The 18910-nt window shown below is 33.3% G+C and carries 13 protein-coding genes and 1 other annotated feature; of the genes, 4 read left to right on the forward strand and 9 right to left on the reverse strand.

Annotated elements, in window-relative coordinates; translation table 11 throughout:
* Nucleotides 1-94 precede the first annotated feature (94 nt).
* Entirely contained in the window at nt 95-1738 is a 1644-nt protein-coding gene (locus DS830_RS03295; RefSeq protein WP_118908242.1) for a peptide ABC transporter substrate-binding protein, read from the reverse strand.
* Nucleotides 1728-2642, reverse strand: coding sequence for a proline iminopeptidase-family hydrolase (locus tag DS830_RS03300; RefSeq protein WP_118908243.1), 915 nt, complete (start codon nt 2640-2642; stop codon nt 1728-1730). The genes DS830_RS03295 and DS830_RS03300 overlap by 11 nt, the downstream gene beginning before the upstream one ends.
* Nucleotides 2643-2705: 63 nt before the next feature.
* Nucleotides 2706-2958: a binding site (T-box leader), on the reverse strand.
* A gap of 817 nt (nt 2959-3775) precedes the next feature.
* Between DS830_RS03300 and xerS the strand changes: the two genes are divergently transcribed.
* The 3 genes from xerS to DS830_RS03315 all read left to right on the forward strand — a co-directional run bounded on the left by xerS (nt 3776) and on the right by DS830_RS03315 (nt 8235).
* Entirely contained in the window at nt 3776-4861 is a 1086-nt protein-coding gene (gene xerS, locus DS830_RS03305) for a tyrosine recombinase XerS (RefSeq protein WP_118908244.1), read from the forward strand.
* Nucleotides 4862-4931: 70 nt separating this feature from the next.
* Nucleotides 4932-5636, forward strand: a complete 705-nt coding sequence (locus tag DS830_RS03310) for an ABC transporter ATP-binding protein (RefSeq protein WP_118901808.1) — start codon at nt 4932-4934, stop codon at nt 5634-5636.
* 16 nt (nt 5637-5652) lie between these two features.
* The gene (locus DS830_RS03315; protein WP_118908245.1) at nt 5653-8235 is read left to right on the forward strand and encodes an ABC transporter permease; all 2583 of its coding nucleotides are present in this window, start codon (nt 5653-5655) and stop codon (nt 8233-8235) included.
* 92 nt (nt 8236-8327) lie between these two features.
* Here the strand turns inward: DS830_RS03315 and DS830_RS03320 are convergent, their stop codons facing one another.
* From DS830_RS03320 to parE, 5 genes are all read right to left on the reverse strand, one after another.
* Nucleotides 8328-9545 (reverse strand): ArgE/DapE family deacylase, encoded by a 1218-nt coding sequence (locus DS830_RS03320; RefSeq protein ID WP_118908246.1) that lies wholly within the window; start codon nt 9543-9545, stop codon nt 8328-8330.
* Nucleotides 9546-9678: 133 nt separating this feature from the next.
* Complete coding sequence (locus tag DS830_RS03325) at nt 9679-10608, reverse strand: manganese-dependent inorganic pyrophosphatase (protein WP_118908247.1); 930 nt, start codon at nt 10606-10608, stop codon at nt 9679-9681.
* 51 nt (nt 10609-10659) lie between these two features.
* The gene (locus DS830_RS03330; protein WP_118901820.1) at nt 10660-11628 is read right to left on the reverse strand and encodes a LysR family transcriptional regulator; all 969 of its coding nucleotides are present in this window, start codon (nt 11626-11628) and stop codon (nt 10660-10662) included.
* 17 nt (nt 11629-11645) lie between these two features.
* Nucleotides 11646-14129, reverse strand: a complete 2484-nt coding sequence (gene parC / locus DS830_RS03335; protein ID WP_118908248.1) for a DNA topoisomerase IV subunit A — start codon at nt 14127-14129, stop codon at nt 11646-11648.
* Nucleotides 14130-14143: 14 nt separating this feature from the next.
* Entirely contained in the window at nt 14144-16144 is a 2001-nt protein-coding gene (parE, locus tag DS830_RS03340) for a DNA topoisomerase IV subunit B (RefSeq protein ID WP_118908249.1), read from the reverse strand.
* Nucleotides 16145-16256: 112 nt separating this feature from the next.
* Between parE and plsY the strand changes: the two genes are divergently transcribed.
* On the forward strand, nt 16257-16877 hold the full coding sequence (gene plsY / locus DS830_RS03345) for a glycerol-3-phosphate 1-O-acyltransferase PlsY (RefSeq protein ID WP_118901829.1): 621 nt from the start codon (nt 16257-16259) through the stop codon (nt 16875-16877).
* Nucleotides 16878-17169: 292 nt separating this feature from the next.
* Here the strand turns inward: plsY and DS830_RS03350 are convergent, their stop codons facing one another.
* Entirely contained in the window at nt 17170-17859 is a 690-nt protein-coding gene (locus tag DS830_RS03350; protein WP_118908250.1) for a methionine ABC transporter permease, read from the reverse strand.
* Entirely contained in the window at nt 17860-18903 is a 1044-nt protein-coding gene (locus DS830_RS03355) for a methionine ABC transporter ATP-binding protein (protein WP_205526809.1), read from the reverse strand.
* Nucleotides 18904-18910: the final 7 nt, after the last annotated feature.

Consider the following 18910-nt stretch of genomic DNA (forward strand, 5'->3'; position numbering starts at 1 on the left):
AATAATTTTAACACAGAAATTTATCATAGACATAGCTGCTTAATAGACAAAAAAACACATTCTTAATAGAATAGTGTTAAGAATGTGTTTTAATTTATTTTAAATATGCTTGGGTATAATCAGTTTCTCCAACTGGATGCCGTAAAACACCTTTTAATTTAGGATTTACCAAATGGCTTTCTACCATTTGGTAAAGTGGAATAACAGGTAATGTCTGATTTAGACGTTTTTCTAAGTTATTCATATGTTGCCAATACTGCTGATTATTATTTGAACTAGCGATTGCCAGATTGTACTGTTTATTAAAATATTCATCGTTATATTTACCATAATTTTGTGGATTATCTTTAGTCAAAATACTCATAAAACTTGTAGGATCGGCAAAGTCAGCCAACCAAAGAGTATTTCCCAAATCAAATTTTCCACTGTGAACATAAGATGAAGCACTTTTTTCAGGAATATTTTTCATATTAACTTTAACATTTGGTAAATTATTTTGAATTGATGCTTGAACAAATTGTGCTACATTTTTTGTGACAGTCTGATCATCACCAATTAAAGTTAAAGCAACAGTCTTTTTGAATCCTGATTCACGATACCCTTGTTTCCATAATTTGCAAGCTAATTTAACATTATAAGTTTGTTGAGGTTGATTTTCATCAGCAAAATCTTTACCATTAATTGGATCTTTGACTAAATTTTTAGCAACATAAGTATTGGCAGGCAAAGAACCATCAGCAAGTACATTTTTGGTTAGAGTTTTACGATTCAACACTAAACTAAGTGCTTGACGCATTTTGTTATTTGTTAGTGGGTGATTGTTTGCTAAATTAACACGAAGATAATAATTACCAGCTCTATTTTGATGAATAAGATTTTTATCTCCTTGTAATTCTTTAGCTGTAACTCCCGTTATAGTAGCATCATCCAATTTATTTCGTTCAAATAGTTCATGAGCTGTATTAGGGTCTTTGATTACTAAATACTTAATTGTCTTTAAATGAACTTTTTTCTTGTTATAATAATACTTATTAGCTTTCAATGACCAATTTTCATTAGTGCCATCCCATCCAGTTGCATAAAATGCACCATTATAATATAAAGATTTGGAATTAGTTCCATACTTATTACCGAATTTTTTTAAGGCTGTCTGATTTTCTGGAAAGAATGCGGGCATAACCATCATTTTATTAAAATAAGGCATTGGATGTTCTAGTTTAACTTGTAATGTATACTGATCTAGTGCTTTAACTCCCAATGATTGAACTGATTTTTGACCAGCAATAATTGCATCAGCATTTTCTATACCAGAAAAAATATAATTATAACCGGATTTAGATGTTGGAGCAACGGAACGCTGCCATGCAATTACAAAATCATGCGCTGTTACAGGATCTCCATTGCTCCATTTTGCATTATGACGCAGGGGAAACGTATAAACAGTCCCATTATCAGTAGGCTTAACTATTTTAGTTGCCATAGCAGGGGCAGGTTGATGCTTACTGTCAGCTTTATATAATCCCTCCATTGTATTTTCTAAAATATTCCAAGTGGTTAAATCAGCATGATTAGAAGTATCTAATGATAATAATTCATTAGTTTGCATCAAGGTAATTGAATCTTTAGAAGTTTCCTTATTTTCTTGTTTTGCATTAGATTTTGTTGATGCACATCCAGCTAAAAGCAATACCGATATAAATACATTGAGTGAAGAAAATAATAACTTTTTATTTAACATTTGAAAATTCCTTTCGCGAATTGTTAACATCTTCAATATAATTACCTAGAGTATTGAAAAATGCTCTGGGATTATCAACACTATGACAATGACCTCCGTCAGGTGTTAATACAAAACGTGAATGTAATAATTGGTGGTGCATACGATCTGCAGATTTTAAAGACATTGTGTCATATTCCCCAAAAGTTAATAGAGTAGGTACTTTAATCTTTGAAGTATTATTTCTGTTATCCCAGTTTTTTAATATTCCAGTCATAACAAACTCATTATTTCCCTGAAAATAATTGTATACAGGGGCAGCATTAGTTCGAACAAGGTGGTGTGGTCCATTTTCTGGATGTCGCATTACGTATTTTTTATAAAGTTTTTGAACTAACAAGTTATACATAGGGTCTTCAAAACGTTCAGAACTTTCAACAGATTTCATGTATGATACTTCTTGTTCGCTAAATGTTTGCTCGCGTAAATAATTGATATAACTAATATATTCAGGAATATTATCAATCATACTCATTAATATTAAACCTTTAAGATGTTTACCATACTTCAAAGCATATTCTTGCGCTAGTAATCCGCCCCAAGAGTGGCCTAGTAAGTAAAATTGATCCCATCCAAGTTTTTTTCTTACTTCTTCTAATTCATTTAAATAGTAATCAATTGACAAGAACTTTTTATTGTTTGTTTTATTAAAATCAGGTTGGTCAGAATAAAATGATCCTAATTGATCGTACATAGCAACTTGTACTTTATATTTTTTTAATTCTTCACCAAAATTTTCAAATTCTTCATGCGTTCCACCAGGTCCACCATGGACACACAAAAGCTTGGTTGGTCCATCACCAGATATTCTAGAAAATAGGTGAAACCCATTATTTAATGTTAAAATTTTACTTTCATTTTGCATTTTAATACTCCTCCTTAAATAAATTAAAAAACAAAAAAGCACCCTGACAAAAGAAAAAACTTTTGAAAGGGTGCTAAACAAGCACGGTACCACCTTTATTTGCTTTAAAAACTTAAAGCCTTAATTACACAAACGATTATTCTTACAATAAAAACAATGATTTGCTGCATTTATAACGGATGCATACCGACGTAGCTTACTTAATTCAGCTAATAGCTCCAAAGAGATTTTCGTAAATAATTTTTGTATCTGCTTGCACTAAACCAGACTCGCTAAACAATCCAATATTTACTACTTACTTTTTCAATGCTTTTTAATTTATTTTTAATTTTATGATAATCGAATGATAAAACATAGATCAATTAATGTCAATATTTATTTTATAAATTATTTTAATTTTTTGGAGTAGGTAGTAAATAGGTAAAATTATTAAATTGATTCTACTTTACATAATATATATTATACGAAGTTGTTATTTTGATTTTATCAACAATAAAATTATTAAATGTACTCATGAGTTTAGATATACATCTTAATTACAACTATAAACTGTAAGCTGTATGTATATATAATATATTTATTACTTGTAGTTATTTAATAATTTTTCGCATAACTTTTTAAAAATTTAGAACTTTAATACATTGAGTTTAAAACAACTTCATTATCATTAATAATATACTCTTAATTTTAAATTGATTAATATGAACCGTTCAATTTTGATACTGAATCATAATGTATCTTCTTGATCAAGTTAAAAAGATATTACACATTCATGAGCCTTGGAAAAAACTCACAAGTTATGAAATTATCTTTATAAGACAAGCTAAAAAACGCTTGAAATCAATGTTTAACAAAACGGATTTCATGCATTTCTTGTTTTTTCGGTACTTTTTTCTCAGCCTCATTGCCTCATTTGATTACTTAACTAACTAGTTATCTAATATTAGATCTGTCTTTAATTAATAAAAGCATTAGTTGGTTGACTTAACGACTATGTGTGTTTGACTTTATCTTGGTATTGTCTTTGAATTTATGCTAAAATATAACTTAATAAAATTGATGTTTTATTAAGTTATATTTATTAATGAAAGACCCCCTATCAATTTTAATCTAATTTTGGGAGCTTATTAAAAATGCAAAAAGAAATTTATATTCAAAAAAACGACAAACTCGTAGCTACTATGCCTTTTTATGTTAAAAAATATTATTTGGATAAATCCACCGTCCCATTGTCTCCCTCAACGTTATATCAATATCTTAATGAATTTCGGCGTTTCTTTAATTGGTTAATTGATACCAATATCACCCACACTCACCAAATTAAAGATATTTCTCTTGCTGATCTTGAGCATTTAAGCAAAGAAGATTTAGGACTTTATAAAGCTTTTTTATTAAATCGAGGTAAAGAAACTTCCCAAAATCCCAGAACAACGTTATCGCATCGCACAGTTAATCGTTCTTTAAATGCTTTATCTGCTTTGTTTCGCTATTTAACAGTTGAATCTGAAACTGAAACCGGCGAACCATATTTTTATCGAAACGTTATGAAAAAAATATCTTTAGTACCTGATAGTGAAACTCTCCAAACTAGAGCCCATAATATCAAATCGCAATTAATGTTAGAAAATGATCAACAATATTTAGATTTTATTTGGCATTCCTATGCAAAAAAATTAACCAATAAACGTCAAGCAAAACTATTTGAACGGGATTGGGAGCGTGACTTAGCAATTAATGCTTTAATGTTAGGCAGCGGTATTCGAGTTTCTGAATTAACTAATGCTAATATCAAAGATTTAAATTTTAAACAAGCTCAAATTACTGTCTTACGCAAAGGTGGTAAGCAAGATTTAGTCCCAATAGCTAATTGGGTTTTAAAATATATTCAACCATACTTATTAATTCGCAATGAACGCTACCAAGCTGCCACTACCCCTGCCCTCTTTGTCACTAAGGGGAGCAAAGGGCCACGAAGGATTTCTAGTGCTACCGTTGAACTATTAGTTGCTAAGTATTCTTCGGCATTCAATAATATTCGTATTACTCCTCACAAATTACGGCATACATTAGCTTCTAAACTATATTTAGAAACTCATAATGAACATTTAGTGGCTACCCAATTGGGACAAACTTCTACTAAAGCCACCGGTTTGTATACTCATATTATCGATACTGAACAAAAAAATGCGCTTGATCAGCTAAATTCAGATAGCGACTAACAATTTACTATTATAATGAGATATGTTTTAATAACCACATAAAATAAATAGTTATCATAAAGGAGTAAATATGTCTTATATACATTTGCAAAATGTTTCAAAAATTTATAATTCTGGACAAAGCAACGAAATCAAAGCCAATGACAATATTAATTTTGATTTGCAAGCTGGTGAATTAACTATTATTGTGGGCGAATCAGGTGCAGGTAAATCGACATTACTTGATATTTTAGGAGGAATGGATACTGTTACTTCTGGTGAAGTGATTATAAATAATGAAAAAATTTCCAACTATAATCACCATCAATTAACAACCTTTAGACGCAATTCCATTGGTTTTGTTTTTCAATTTTATAACTTATTGCCTAATTTAACCGCTCGCGAAAATGTTGAATTAGCTGCTGAATTAGTACCTCAAGCTTTAAGTGTGACAGATGTATTAGCTAAAGTGGGCCTTAGTGAACGTCAAGATAATTTCCCCGGAGAACTCTCAGGTGGAGAACAACAACGAGTTGCCATTGCACGAGCAATTGTTAAAAATCCCGCATTACTACTTTGTGATGAACCAACTGGCGCTTTAGATTACCATACAGGTAAAAAGATTTTAAAATTTTTGCAAGATTTTTGCCATTCCAAAAATAAAAACGTTATCATTGTAACACATAATCAAATGATCAAACCAATGGCTGATCACATTCTGGAAATATCTGATGGTAAAATTAAGCACGATGAAATCAACTCTCACCCTACTCCTGTAGAAGAGATAGAGTGGTAATTAGGCGGTGCAAGTAATGAAAAAAATATTACGAAAAAACATTTGGCGAGAGTTTCAATTTTCTTTTTCACGCTTTTTATCAGTAACTATTTTATTAGCCTTAGGTGTTTTTGTTTTGGTTGGCTTGAAATCTACTGGAACTGATATGCGCTTAACAGCTAATCAGTACTATAAGCAACATCATTTGGCTGATGCCCAACTAACTAGTAATTTGCCCTTAACTAAATCTGATCAAAACAAAATTCAAAACCAACTCAAAAAGCATCATGGCCAATCATTCTCTGTTGCTGAACAACAAGATAGTATTATTGCTCATTCACAAGATGTTATTCGATTACAAAATCTAACCACAAATGTTTCGCAAGCCAAATTAGTCAAGGGTCATTTTCCCCATCATGAAAATGAAATTGTACTAAATGTTCAAGATCAAAATCACTACAAGATTGGCGATTGGTTAAAACTAGAAAAGAAAAACAGCCACAACTTAAAAAACCAAAACCTAAAAATTGTAGGTTTTGTTACTTCTAGTGACTATTTAGATAAATCACAATTAGGAACAACTACTCTCAAAAATGGACGGGTTAATACTTTCGGATATTTAAAGCAAAGCGCTTTTAAAAAATTTCAACCTACTATTATTAAGTTGAATTTTAATAATGTTAATCGTCAAGCATATAACGATACTTACGAACGTCAAATCCAAAAAAATGTAGACCAATTACAGCATTCTATGAACACTTTGGCAAAAGATAAAAATCAGCAATTACAACGTCATTGGCAAAATATCTATCAGCAAAAAGCATTACAGTTACAACAATTACTTCAATTCAATTCCCCTGTACTTAATCAACAAATCATTCAAGGACAAAACCAATTACAGCAATTAAAAAATAAAATTAAACAAATTCCTCCAGTTGAATATACTATTCAGACTCGAAGTGATTACAATTATGGATATAATACTTTTGGTGAAGAAGCTAAGCGAATTGATATTTTATCCAATGTTTTTCCTTATGTCTTCTTTATAGTAGCTTTAATTGTTTGTTTTACGACAATGTCGCGCATGGCTAGTGAAAAACGGGAAGAATTGGGATTATTAACAGGATTAGGTTACTCACATTTTGATGCTATAAAAGTATTTTTAGTTTATGGATCTTTATCTGGCTTATTAGGCGCAGCAATCGGGGCTTATTTAGGTTCAACGTTTTTAACAACCAAAATTTACGAAGCTTACTCAGCTAATTATGCCTTGCCTTCTCTTACAATCCAACCAGTGTGGACCTGGATTCTGGTCGCATCTGTGATTGCATTTGCAGTAGCTGTTTTACCAGCCTTATCGGTTGCATTGCAAGAACTAAGAAGTGAACCAGCTATTTTATTACAACCTACAGTTCCTACTAAAGGCGGAAAAATTTTATTAGAAAAACTTACTTGGGTGTGGCAAAAAATTAGTTTTAAATATCAGGTCACTTTTCGTAATATTTTTCGATATAAAGCACGCATGTTAATGACAATAATTGGTATTTTCGGGTGTACAGCACTCTTGATTACCGGCTTTGGTATTCGTGATTCATTGACTGGAATTGTTAAAACGCAATATCAACAATTAATTCATTATGATGAAGTTAATATTTTTAAACCCGGCGTTACAACTACCCAAAAAAATAATTATTTACAAAAAATTAAAAAGCATAATAATGTTAAACAAGCTCAGTTAATCAACTATCAATCTATGTATGTTCGTGGTAAGCAAAATATTAATAATCAAGAAGTCACACTGATGGCTGCTTCCAACTTCCAACAACTTAATAAATTTGTAAGCTTAAAAACTATTAATGAGCAACCAATTGAATCGAAAAACCTTCAAGGCATAGTTGTTACCCAAAAGTTAGCTGAATCGATGCATTTAAAGGTTGGTGATTATTTAAAATTTGAAAATAAGATTGGACAACAATATCAAGCCCGCATTGGAGCTATTAGTAAAATGTATGCTGGTCATTTTATTTTTATGACCGCAGCCCAATATCAGCATATATTGGGACAGCAATTTATAGCTAATTCGCTGATTGTTAATAACAAACAGCGATCATCGCAAAAAATTAATCATCTTTCGACGTGGCTTAACCGGCAACCAGAAACTTTAACGATTATCCGTTCAGATACCATCAAAGATGCTATCAATTATATTTTGGATGGTTTAAATAATTTAATCTTCATTATTATAATTTGTTCGTCACTTTTAGCCTTAGTCGTCTTATATACTTTAACCAATATTAATGTTTCTGAAAGGTTACGTGAGTTAGCAACAATGAAAGTTATTGGTTTTTATCAATCTGAAGTAGTGATGTCAATCTTTCGAGAAACTATTTTTCTGACAATTGGTGGAATTATTTTAGGATTTGGTGGTGGTTATTTGCTACATCATTATATTATGCAAACACTGCCTCCACAAAATGTGATGGTCAGCATGTATTTACGTAATTCTAATTTTTTGATTTCTACTATTATGACCCTGATTTTTGCAATTTTTGTGATGATCATCATGTCCCAAAAAATTAAAAAAATTGATATGTTGGCCGCTTTAAAGGCCGTTGACTAAAATTTAACGCTCGACAAAATTTATTTTGCTGGGCGTTTTTATATGTAAGAAAATTAGAACCTAGGGGGTTCTAATTTTAGTTATTAACCTAATTATTTAAAAAATTCTACAATAACTTTTTTAAATATTTCGATAAATTCTAAATACATTGCTTTTGAAACAAATTCATTATCTTGATGAGAATTACCATTACCTGGACCAAAAACAACATAGTTACAATTAGTAGGTTGATCAATAAAGAACTTAGAAGCATCAGTTCCACCCGAAACCCCTACCGCTAAGATTTCATCAGCAGAAAATGGAATTCCTGATAATTTGGCTTGCTGTTCAAATTGCTTAATTTGTTCTGCAGTATAATTTTGTTTTTGTAAATAAGGTTGTCCAATTTTTTGTACTAATTTCAATAAGCGTGCGTCTTTATTACCTAAAATCGGCACAATATTCATACCACATTCTAAAGCGATCTGGCCAGTTGTATGGGCATTATATTGGTCTATTGTGTTTTGAATAATATCTAGTATCTTTTGATTAGGTAATTCTGGAATGGTCCGAATATTTAAAACAGCTTCTGCAGATCCAGGAATAGCATTAGGTTGGGTACCACCTTTAATAACATCAATATTAAAGACTGTTTTTCCAAGGACCTCATTTTCAGCTTCATCCATCAGATTCTTTAATTGTTTTTGAATATCATTTAAAACATTTAACAAATGTTCTACTGCATTATTACCTAAAGCTGGCATGGAACTATGTGCAGCTTTTCCAATGGATTTAATATCAATATCTAATTCACCTTTGCTGGCATACACAGCTATAAATCCTGATGGTTCAGCTATTAATAAGCTATCGACATCTTTCATATAGCCTTCTTTTTGCAAAACTTCAGCACCTTCTTGGCCAACTTCTTCTCCTGCGGTTGCCATAAAGCGAATTGTACCATTAATTGGTGTCTTACTTTGTTTCAATTCAATTAAAGCAATTACAATAGCGGCTAATCCCGCTTTCATATCTGTAGTACCGCGTCCGTATAATTTATCTCCTTGTTCAGTTAGTTGAAAGGGATCTGTATCCCAATTCTTTTCTTGGACATCCACAACATCCATGTGCCCCGATATTGCTAATACCGGTTTGCCAGTTCCAATTTCGGCTACTAAATTAGCACGATCGCCACTAACCGGAACCAACTTACTTTCAATTCCATTTTCCTGTAGTAAAGATTGTAGATACAAAGCAACTTGTTTTTCATGATCATTGACAGATTTATAACTGATTAACTTGCTTAAAATTGCAATTTTGTCTTCTTCATTCATATTATTTTTCTCCCTTAAGTTGTAGTACTTATAGTATAACAAAGTTAACTTATAAATGATAAAAAAACCATATTCTCATAATATTTTAATATTATATTTAAAATATTGATAGAATATGATTTGTCTATTTTTATTAAAATTGTTGTTGTAATGGCGGTACAATTTGTTTCTTTCTGGATACTACACCAGGTAAATCTAATCGAGAATTCTCAATATCGTGGTTGAATGCTTTGGCAACCTTAGTTTGTAAATCATTATCTCCAGTAACAACCATCGTTGTATCACTGTCTAAAACATTAGTAATTGCCAATAAAAATAAATCATAACCATTAGTCTGACTACTTTGCTTCATCGCATCTTCAAACTCTGATTGTCGCTCCAAAGCCTCAGCCAAATCAACAACGTTAACTTGGGCAATTCGAACATTATGGCCACCCATATCAAAGGTTTTAGCATCAGCATCTATTAGGTCTTCTGCTGTTTTGGCAGCAATATTAGTTCCTGCTTTTAACATCTTTAAGCCATAATCTTGATAATCAACATTGGCCACATCAGCTAAAGCTTGAACAGCTTGACGATCATCATCAGTGGTGGTTGGTGACTTTAATAATAACGTGTCTGAAATGATAGCAGATAACATCAAGCCAGCAATTTTTTGCGGAATTTGAACTTCATTTTCATTATACATTTTCCACAAAATCGTACTCGTACATCCAACTGGTTCTGCATGATAAAATAGCGGTGAAGTGGTCTTAAAATTAGCGATTCGATGGTGGTCAACCACATGTGTTACTGCCACAGTATCGATATCTGGTACACTTTGTTGTGCTTCATTATGATCAACTAACATAACTGCTTGAACTTGATCACCAATTTTGTCGATAACTCTAGGAGTTACTTGATCGAAATAATCAAGTACAAATTTAGTTTCATCATTAGGTTCGCCTAAGGCTACTGCCTCTGTCTCATATCCTAATTGATTTTGCAATTGTGAGTAAGCAATTGCTGCTACAATTGCATCGGTATCAGGATTTAAATGCCCAAATACTAATTCTTTTGCCAATATTATCCCTCCAAATAATTACAACTTACTATTATTATAATACAAAGGCACCTACATAGGGCGATAATCTTGTAATCGTTCATAATAGGATTTCTTAGAAATATATTCGTCCCAACATTCAAAGAAATTAGCAATTCTTGGAATACTGGATTTTTCATGACGAAAAATAAAACTCATTTCAAATTTAATTTTTGGATCTAGTGGAGTTTGATATAAGTGAATCTTATCTTGATTGGCGATCACAAAACTCTCTGGAAAGGCTGCATAATAATTTTTTTGTTGAGCAAACCGCAAAATTTGTAAAGGTGAGGCAAACCGTCCTTGACTTTTGGGCGGATCAATTAATTGATTTTTGAAGTGTTCTCGCAAAAGCTCAGTTAAATAGTAATCATTAGGGTATGTTACCCAAGGATGAGCTGTCACGTATTTAAGTTTTAAAGATTTTTTTTGAATCCATTTTTTATTATTATGCAACAAAATTAAACGTTCATCCATAATCTTCCGTGCACAATATTGTTTCCAGTTTTTAATTGATTTATCTGGAAGATACATAATAGCAATATCAATTTGGTTATTTTCCAAATCACTCCATAAAGCTCGGCGCGTAAGAAGTGATACTTCGATTTCTACTTCTGGTTGTAAATCATTATAGTGAATAATGAAATCTTCTAAAACTTGGTCCTCAATAGTTGCTAGTAAGCCAATCCTAATTGAGCCGGTTGAAGCCATGGTAGATTTTTGAATATTGTCAACAGCTGTAATCATGGTTTGGTAAATGTCAGTCACTGCACTTAAAAGTATCCGTCCTGCATCAGTTAGATTAATTTGCTTTCCCACTGTATAAAATAAAGGAGTGCCAATACCATGTTCTAATTTTTTGATTTGCTGAGTTAGAGCTGGTTGTGTAATTCCCAATGATCTTGCTGTTTTAGTGTAACTTAAAGTATGAGCTAACTTAGCAAAATAACTCAACGATTTAGAAGTTAATGAATTAATAAAATCATCTTTACCAGAATTCATAATGACTCCCCCATATTTTATTCATTGTTGTCTCCCTTATTTTCAGAATTGTTTGATGTAGTTGGACGTGCATTTATGAATGCTTGCTCAATTGTACCTGATTTTTCCAAATCAATAACAAAAGAACCATTAGAGTAACGATCACCAAAATTAAATTCGCTAGGATCAATGTCAATTTCGCCAGCATTTGTAGTCATAACTTTTAATATCTCATCATTAGTTAGCAAACGCGCAATTTTTATTCGATGAGGCTTATTCTTTAATTCTCGTAAAGTTAAAACTCCACGACGGGCTCGGGAACTTTCTGAAAGTTCAGATAGTTCCATTTTCTTGAAAGCTCCTCTTTGAGTCAAGATGATGATAAATTGCTTTTTAGACGGATCCACTACATCATAATCCACCACTTGGTCTTGATCCTTAAGGGACATAAATTTAACACCAGCGGCTTGCGCACGCACGATAGGTATTTCCTCAATACTAAAACGCAATGCATAAGATTTTTCCGTAAAACCAATCACTTGTAAATTAGCATTTGATTCAGACAAATAAAAAACACGCAAAATTTTACTATTATCAGAATGTAATTTCATGGTTTTTATTGCGCGCGAACGATAAGTCCTTCCCGGTAACAAATCTGCAAATTTCACTTGCTTGATATAACCATCAGTGGTCGCAAATAAAAACTTGCCCGGACCTTTTAAGTCTTTAAACACAAAAGCATTTAATATTTCTTCATCTGGATTTAAGCCAATAGTTTGTGATAAATGTTGACCAGTATCTTTCCAACGCACATCGTCTAGTTCATGAATTGGACGATAAATTAAATGTCCTTGATTAGTAAAAATATAAAGGTGATCTAAAGTTGAAGCTTCACAATCTAGGATTGGATTATCTTCCGGACGCAAACCATTATCGGTTGCAGTTGAAGCTTGATATGAGCGCAAACTACTCCGTTTAAGATATCCTTGTCGACTAACTAAAACTCGAACTGTTTCTTCAGTTACCATCACTCGCCGATCAATTTTTATTTCAGCAACTTCTGCTTCAATTTTCGTCAGCCGGGGTGTAGCAAATTCTTTTTTAATCGCTTGTAATTCTTGTTTAATAACCTTCAATAATTGCTTTGGATTAGCAATGATAGCTTGATAGCCAATAATTGATTTTTGTAGCTGCGCCTGTTCTTTTTGAAGTTGTGTAACATCTGTATTTGTTAGACGATACAGTTGCAATGCCACAATTGCGCTGGCTTGTTCTTTAGAAAATTGATGTTCAGCTACTAAATTTTTAACTGCATCACTTTTATTCTTGCTGGCTCTAATGGTATGAATTACTTGATCAAGAATTGAAAGAGCCTTAATTAAGCCATCAACAATATGCAATCTCTTTTGAGCCTTGTCCAAATCAAAGTTAGTTCTTCTTAAAACTACTTCCTTTTGATGATCAATATAAGCCTTTAGGATTGGCAAAAGTCCCAGTTGCTGGGGGCGCATCTTAGCAATTGCCACCATGTTGAAATTATAAGTCACTTGTAAATCGGTATTTTTGAATAAGTAATTCAAAACTGCTTGCGCATTGACATCACGTTTTAGTTCAATCACAATGCTTAATCCATGTCGATCAGATTCATCTCGCACCTCAGCAATACCATCAATTGTTTTTAGTAATCTTATTTCATCAATCTTTTTTACTAAAAGTGCTTTATTAACTTCATATGGAATTTCCGTTACAATAATTTGACTGCGATGACCGCGTAATTCTTGAATTTTCGTTTTAGAACGTAAAATTACTTTGCCACGACCAGTTTGATAAGCTTTTTTAATGCCACTTTTTCCTTGCAAAATTCCACCCGTAGGGAAATCGGGACCTTGTACATATTGCATAGCCTCATCTAAAGTCAACTCGGGATTATCAATTAAGGCAATAGTAGCATCAATGACTTCACCTAAATTATGCGGAGGAATCTCAGTAGCATAACCGGCAGAAATACCAGTAGCACCATTGACTAACAAATTAGGAAAACGTGCTGGTAAAACTGTTGGTTCTTCTAACGTGTCGTCGAAATTTAAAACCATATCGACAACATCTTTTTCAATATCCTGTAATAACGCTTCTGAAGCTTTGCTCAAACGAGCCTCAGTATAACGCATAGCTGCTGGAGGATCGCCATCCATGGAACCATTATTACCATGCATTTCAATTAAAGGTACTCGTAATTTCCATGATTGACTTAACCGAACTAAAGCTTCATAAATAGGCGTGTCCCCATGTGGATGAAAATTACCCATTACATTACCAACCGATTTGGCAGATTTACGAAAAGCCTTGTCAAAAGTATTGCCATCTACATGCATTGCATAGAGAATTCGCCGCTGTACTGGCTTCAGTCCATCACGCACATCTGGAAGAGCTCGTTCTTGAATAATATATTTGGAATAGCGACCAAAACGATCACCCATAATTTCTTCCAAAGAAAGCTCTTGAATTTTGGAACTATCTGCCACTTTCTTCACTCACTTTATTTTGAATTTAATTGATTTTTTAAATCACGTTTAGCAAGAACATTCTTGCTTGAATCAGTTTCCAAAAGACTGCCGTCTTCTTCTAGATTAAATTTAACATTTTCTTCAATCCATTCCCGGCGAGGTTCCACTTTATCGCCCATCAATGTTGTCACTCGTCTTTCGGCAAGAGCCGCATCATCAATTCGAACCCGCACCAAAGTACGAGTAGCAGGATTCATTGTGGTTTCCCAAAGTTGACCAGAATTCATTTCACCTAATCCTTTAAAACGCTGCAAACTATACCCCGGACCCATTTGCTTAATTTCAGCATTTAATTCAGAATCGGTCCATGCGTATTCAATTTTTAGTTTGTCTCCACGCCCCTTTTGTAGCTTGTACAAAGGTGGTAAAGCAATATATACTTTGCCTGCTTCAATTAAAGGACGCATGTAACGATAGAAAAAGGTTAATAACAAGATTTGAATATGCGCACCATCGGTATCAGCATCAGTCATAATAATAACTTTATCATAATTACTATCTTCGGCTTTGAATTCAGGACCTACGCCAGCACCAATTGTATAAATCATAGTATTAATTTCTTCATTTTTAAAAATATCATCCAGCTTCGCCTTTTGAGTATTTAATACTTTCCCCCGGAGCGGTAAAATGGCTTGAAACTTGCGATCACGTCCCTGCTTAGCAGAACCACCGGCGGAGTTTCCTTCGACTAAGTATAACTCATTTTTTTGAGGATTACGTGACTGCGCAGGCGTCAATTTACCCGAAAGTACACCTTGATCTTTCTTTTTTCTTTTACCAGAACGGGTATTCTCACGGGCTTTGCGCGCAGCTTCGCGGGCTTCGCGCGCTTTTAAGGCTTTTTTAACTAAAGTTTGTCCAAAATCTCCGTTTTCTAAAAGATAAAAAGACATCTGCGTATAAACAACGTTATCTACGGCTCCACGGGCCTCGGTAGTTCCTAATTTACTCTTAGTTTGCCCTTCAAATTGTAGTAAATCTTCAGGTATCCGTACAGATAAAACGGCGCTTAAACCTTCGCGGACATCTGTCCCTTCTAAGTTCTTATCATTTTCTTTAAGTAACCCGACTTTGCGAGCATATTCGTTAAACGCCTTGGTTAAACCAGTTTTCATGCCTACTTCATGGCTACCACCATCGGGTGTGCGCACATTGTTCACAAATGAAATCATATTTTCTGAATAACCATCATTATATTGGCCGGAGAACTCCACTTCAATATTATTTTGGTGGCCATCAAAATAAAAAACATCTTTAATGGGATCTTTACCTTCATTGAGATATCTCACAAAAGATTGAATTCCATCAGGAAAAAAGTACTCTTCCTTATGCGCTGAATCAGTTCTTAAATCAGTTAAGGTGATCGTAACACCCTTTAAAAGAAAAGCCGATTCTCGCAAACGTTCAGCCAAGGTATTAAAATTAAACGTAGTTGTTTGAAAAATTTCAGGATCTGGCTTAAAAGAAATTGTGGTTCCACTTGTTTGTTTAACTTTACCGATTTTTTTAAGCGTTCCTTGTGGTTGACCACCATGAGCAAACTCTTCTTCATAGGCAATGTGATCTCGTACAACTCGAACTTTGAGCCATTCGGATAGGGCGTTAACTACTGATGAACCTACTCCATGCAAACCACCAGAAGTCTTATAATTATTTTCAGAAAATTTACCCCCAGCGTGTAAAACTGTTAAAATAACTTCAATAGTGGGAATACCAGATTTATGCATCCCGGTTGGCATCCCTCGACCTTGATCGGCCACTGTTATAGAATTATCAGGATTAATTATTACATCGATATTTTTTCCAAAGCCAGCCAAGGCTTCATCAACTGAATTATCAACAATTTCATACACTAAATGATGTAAGCCGCGAACATCCGTAGAACCAATATACATTCCAGGACGTTTGCGTACAGCTTCCAAACCATGTAAAATCTGAATAGATGAATCATCATATTGTTGTTTTTTAACCATTAATCGAATCTCACTTTCAAAAAAAGAACAGTATAGTTATTTAATTTGTATTAAAATATCTTTGATACACAATTTCGAATTAAAAAAGGTATCTTCATTGGAGGTTTAATAATTGAAACTTATAATCTGTTTTATTCTGGCATATTTAATTGGCTCTATTCCCTCAGCTTACTTACTAGGAAAAATTTATTTTCATCAAGATATCCGACAGTTAGGTAGTGGCAATATTGGGACCACTAATACTTTTAGAACTTTTGGATTTTTCCCGGGGACAACGGTTCTGTTACTAGATATTTTTAAAGGCACCTTAGGAGCCAGTCTACCGTTATTTTTAGGTGTTCCTGGTAAACAATGGGTTTTACTAGTCGGAATTGCTGCTGTTATTGGCCATTGCTTTCCCATTTTTCTGCATTTTAAAGGTGGAAAGGCTGTTGCCACAGGTTCTGGAATTTTATTAGCTTATAATCCCGTGCTATTTTTAGTTGCAGCTACCATGTTTGCAGCTTTAGTATTGTTAACCAGTACAGTTAGTATTGCTAGCTTAGTAGTAATGCCCGTCTTTACAATTATCACTTTTGTGATTCATGATTACTACTTGTTATTAGCTGCTATTATTGTCACCATTATTATTTATATTCGCCATTTACCAAATATTAAACGTTTGGCAAAGCATCAAGAGAATCTTGTTCACATCGGTTTAGTTTATTATTTACAAAAGAAGCGCCATCAGTAATTATACACCAGAACGTTTGTTCGGTTAAGCCTCAATTTTAAAAATTGGAATAATTATTGAAAGCAAACTATATTGTAACTAATTTTTAGCTAAATTGAAACTCGAATAATAATTAATAACTTAAAGAATCTATAATTTTATATTATAAGAGTGCTTATAAAGCTGGAACATACTTTTGTTCGAGCTTTTTATATTATACAAGTAACAAAAGATTTAAGTACATACTAGTTGTGATAATATTATTTAGCAAAAAAATAGCTCAGTATTCTTTAAAATACTCAGCTAGTAACAATTAATGTTGTAATTTTTTCACTGCGAAATCCCCAATTCCTTGGACAATAAAGACTAAAATCAAAATTAAAATCATTGACACAATTGTGACGTCATTTTCAAAACGCTGATATCCGACGGCAATGGCCATATTACCCAGGCCACCGCCACCGACAGCACCCGCCATAGCGGTTAACCCAATTAAACTAATTAAAGTCAAAGTGGCCGAACGAATTAACTCTGGTAGTCCTTCTGTTAAATAAACATGATAGATAATCTGCCAAGGTGATAACCCCATTGCTTGGGCCGCCTCTATGATTCCTGGATCCACTTCCACTAAAGCTAATTGAACCTGACGTGCAAAAAATGGAGCTGTTCCAATGATTAACGGCACCAAAGCTCCTGTAGGACCAATTGTTTGTCCTACAATTAGCTTCGTAAACGGTCCAATAACTGCCAGTAAAACTACAAAAGGAATAGAGCGAAATAAATTAACTAATTTATCTAACACATAATATAACCGCTTATGAGGCAAAATTCCATTGGCATCAGTAACCAGTAAAGCAATGCCTAAAATTATTCCCAAAATACCTGCAAAAATTGCACTAATAAAAGTCATATATAAGGTTTGGTAAATTGCAACTTCAAATCCATTATCACCACTCCAATTGGCAACTACGTTGGGCATCCAAGTATTAATTAATTTAACCATTTAATTCGCCTCGATTTCTGCTAAATTAATTTGTTTAACATTGACATTTAATTGATTTAAATAAGCTAAGGCCTTTTGGACATCAGTAGCTGAACCATTTAGTGCTAATAACATAATACCAACTGTTGTCCCTTGTAATTGTTCAATATTGCTAAACAAAATATTTGCTTCTACATTAAATTTTTTATACAACTCCACGACGATTGGTTCTTCAGTTACATCCCCTAAATAATTTAATTCAATTAAATTTTGGGCGTTAGCCGGCAAAATTTGACTCTTTTTGATTTCTTTTAGTGCTGGTCCTAATTGTGTCGAAGAATCAACAAATTTTTTAGTCAAGGCATGCTGTGGTTGGCCAAAGATATCAAGTAAACTGCCTTTTTCTACAATTTTGCCTTGATCCATAACTGCAACATGGTTACATACTTGCTTGATAGCGTCCATTTCATGAGTAATAATCACAATCGTAATTCCTAAGGATTGATTTAAATACCCTAATAAATTCAAAATTTCAGTTGTAGTTTCTGGATCTAACGCACTAGTAGCTTCATCGGAAATCAAAATTTCAGGGTCATTAGCTAGGGCGCGGGCAATGGCAACTCGTTGTTTTTGCCCTCCTGATAATTGCGAAGGATAATTATCAGCCTTATCACTTAAGCCCACTAATTTTAACAATTTGTTAACCTTTTGTTGCCGCTCAGTAGAAGTTAGTTTTGAATCCATTAAGGGAAAGTCAACATTTCCAAATACAGTACGCGAATTCAGTAAATTAAAATGTTGAAAAATCATCCCAATATTTTTGCGTTCCACGCGCAATTGCTTGGGTGTTAACTGTAGCAAGTTTTTATGATTAACGATTACTTGTCCGGCTGTTGGCCTTTGCAAAAGATTAATCACTCGCACCAGCGTACTCTTGCCTGCTCCCGAATAACCTATAATTCCATAAACATCCCCTTGCTTGATTTCTAAGGAAACGTCCTGAACTGCATCAACTATTTGATCCTTTTGCGTAAAACGTACTGCCACTTGATTAAGTTCAATAATTGTCTTC

Source organism: Bombilactobacillus bombi, assembly GCF_003522965.1.
GTDB classification, from domain to species: Bacteria; Bacillota; Bacilli; order Lactobacillales; family Lactobacillaceae; genus Bombilactobacillus; species Bombilactobacillus bombi.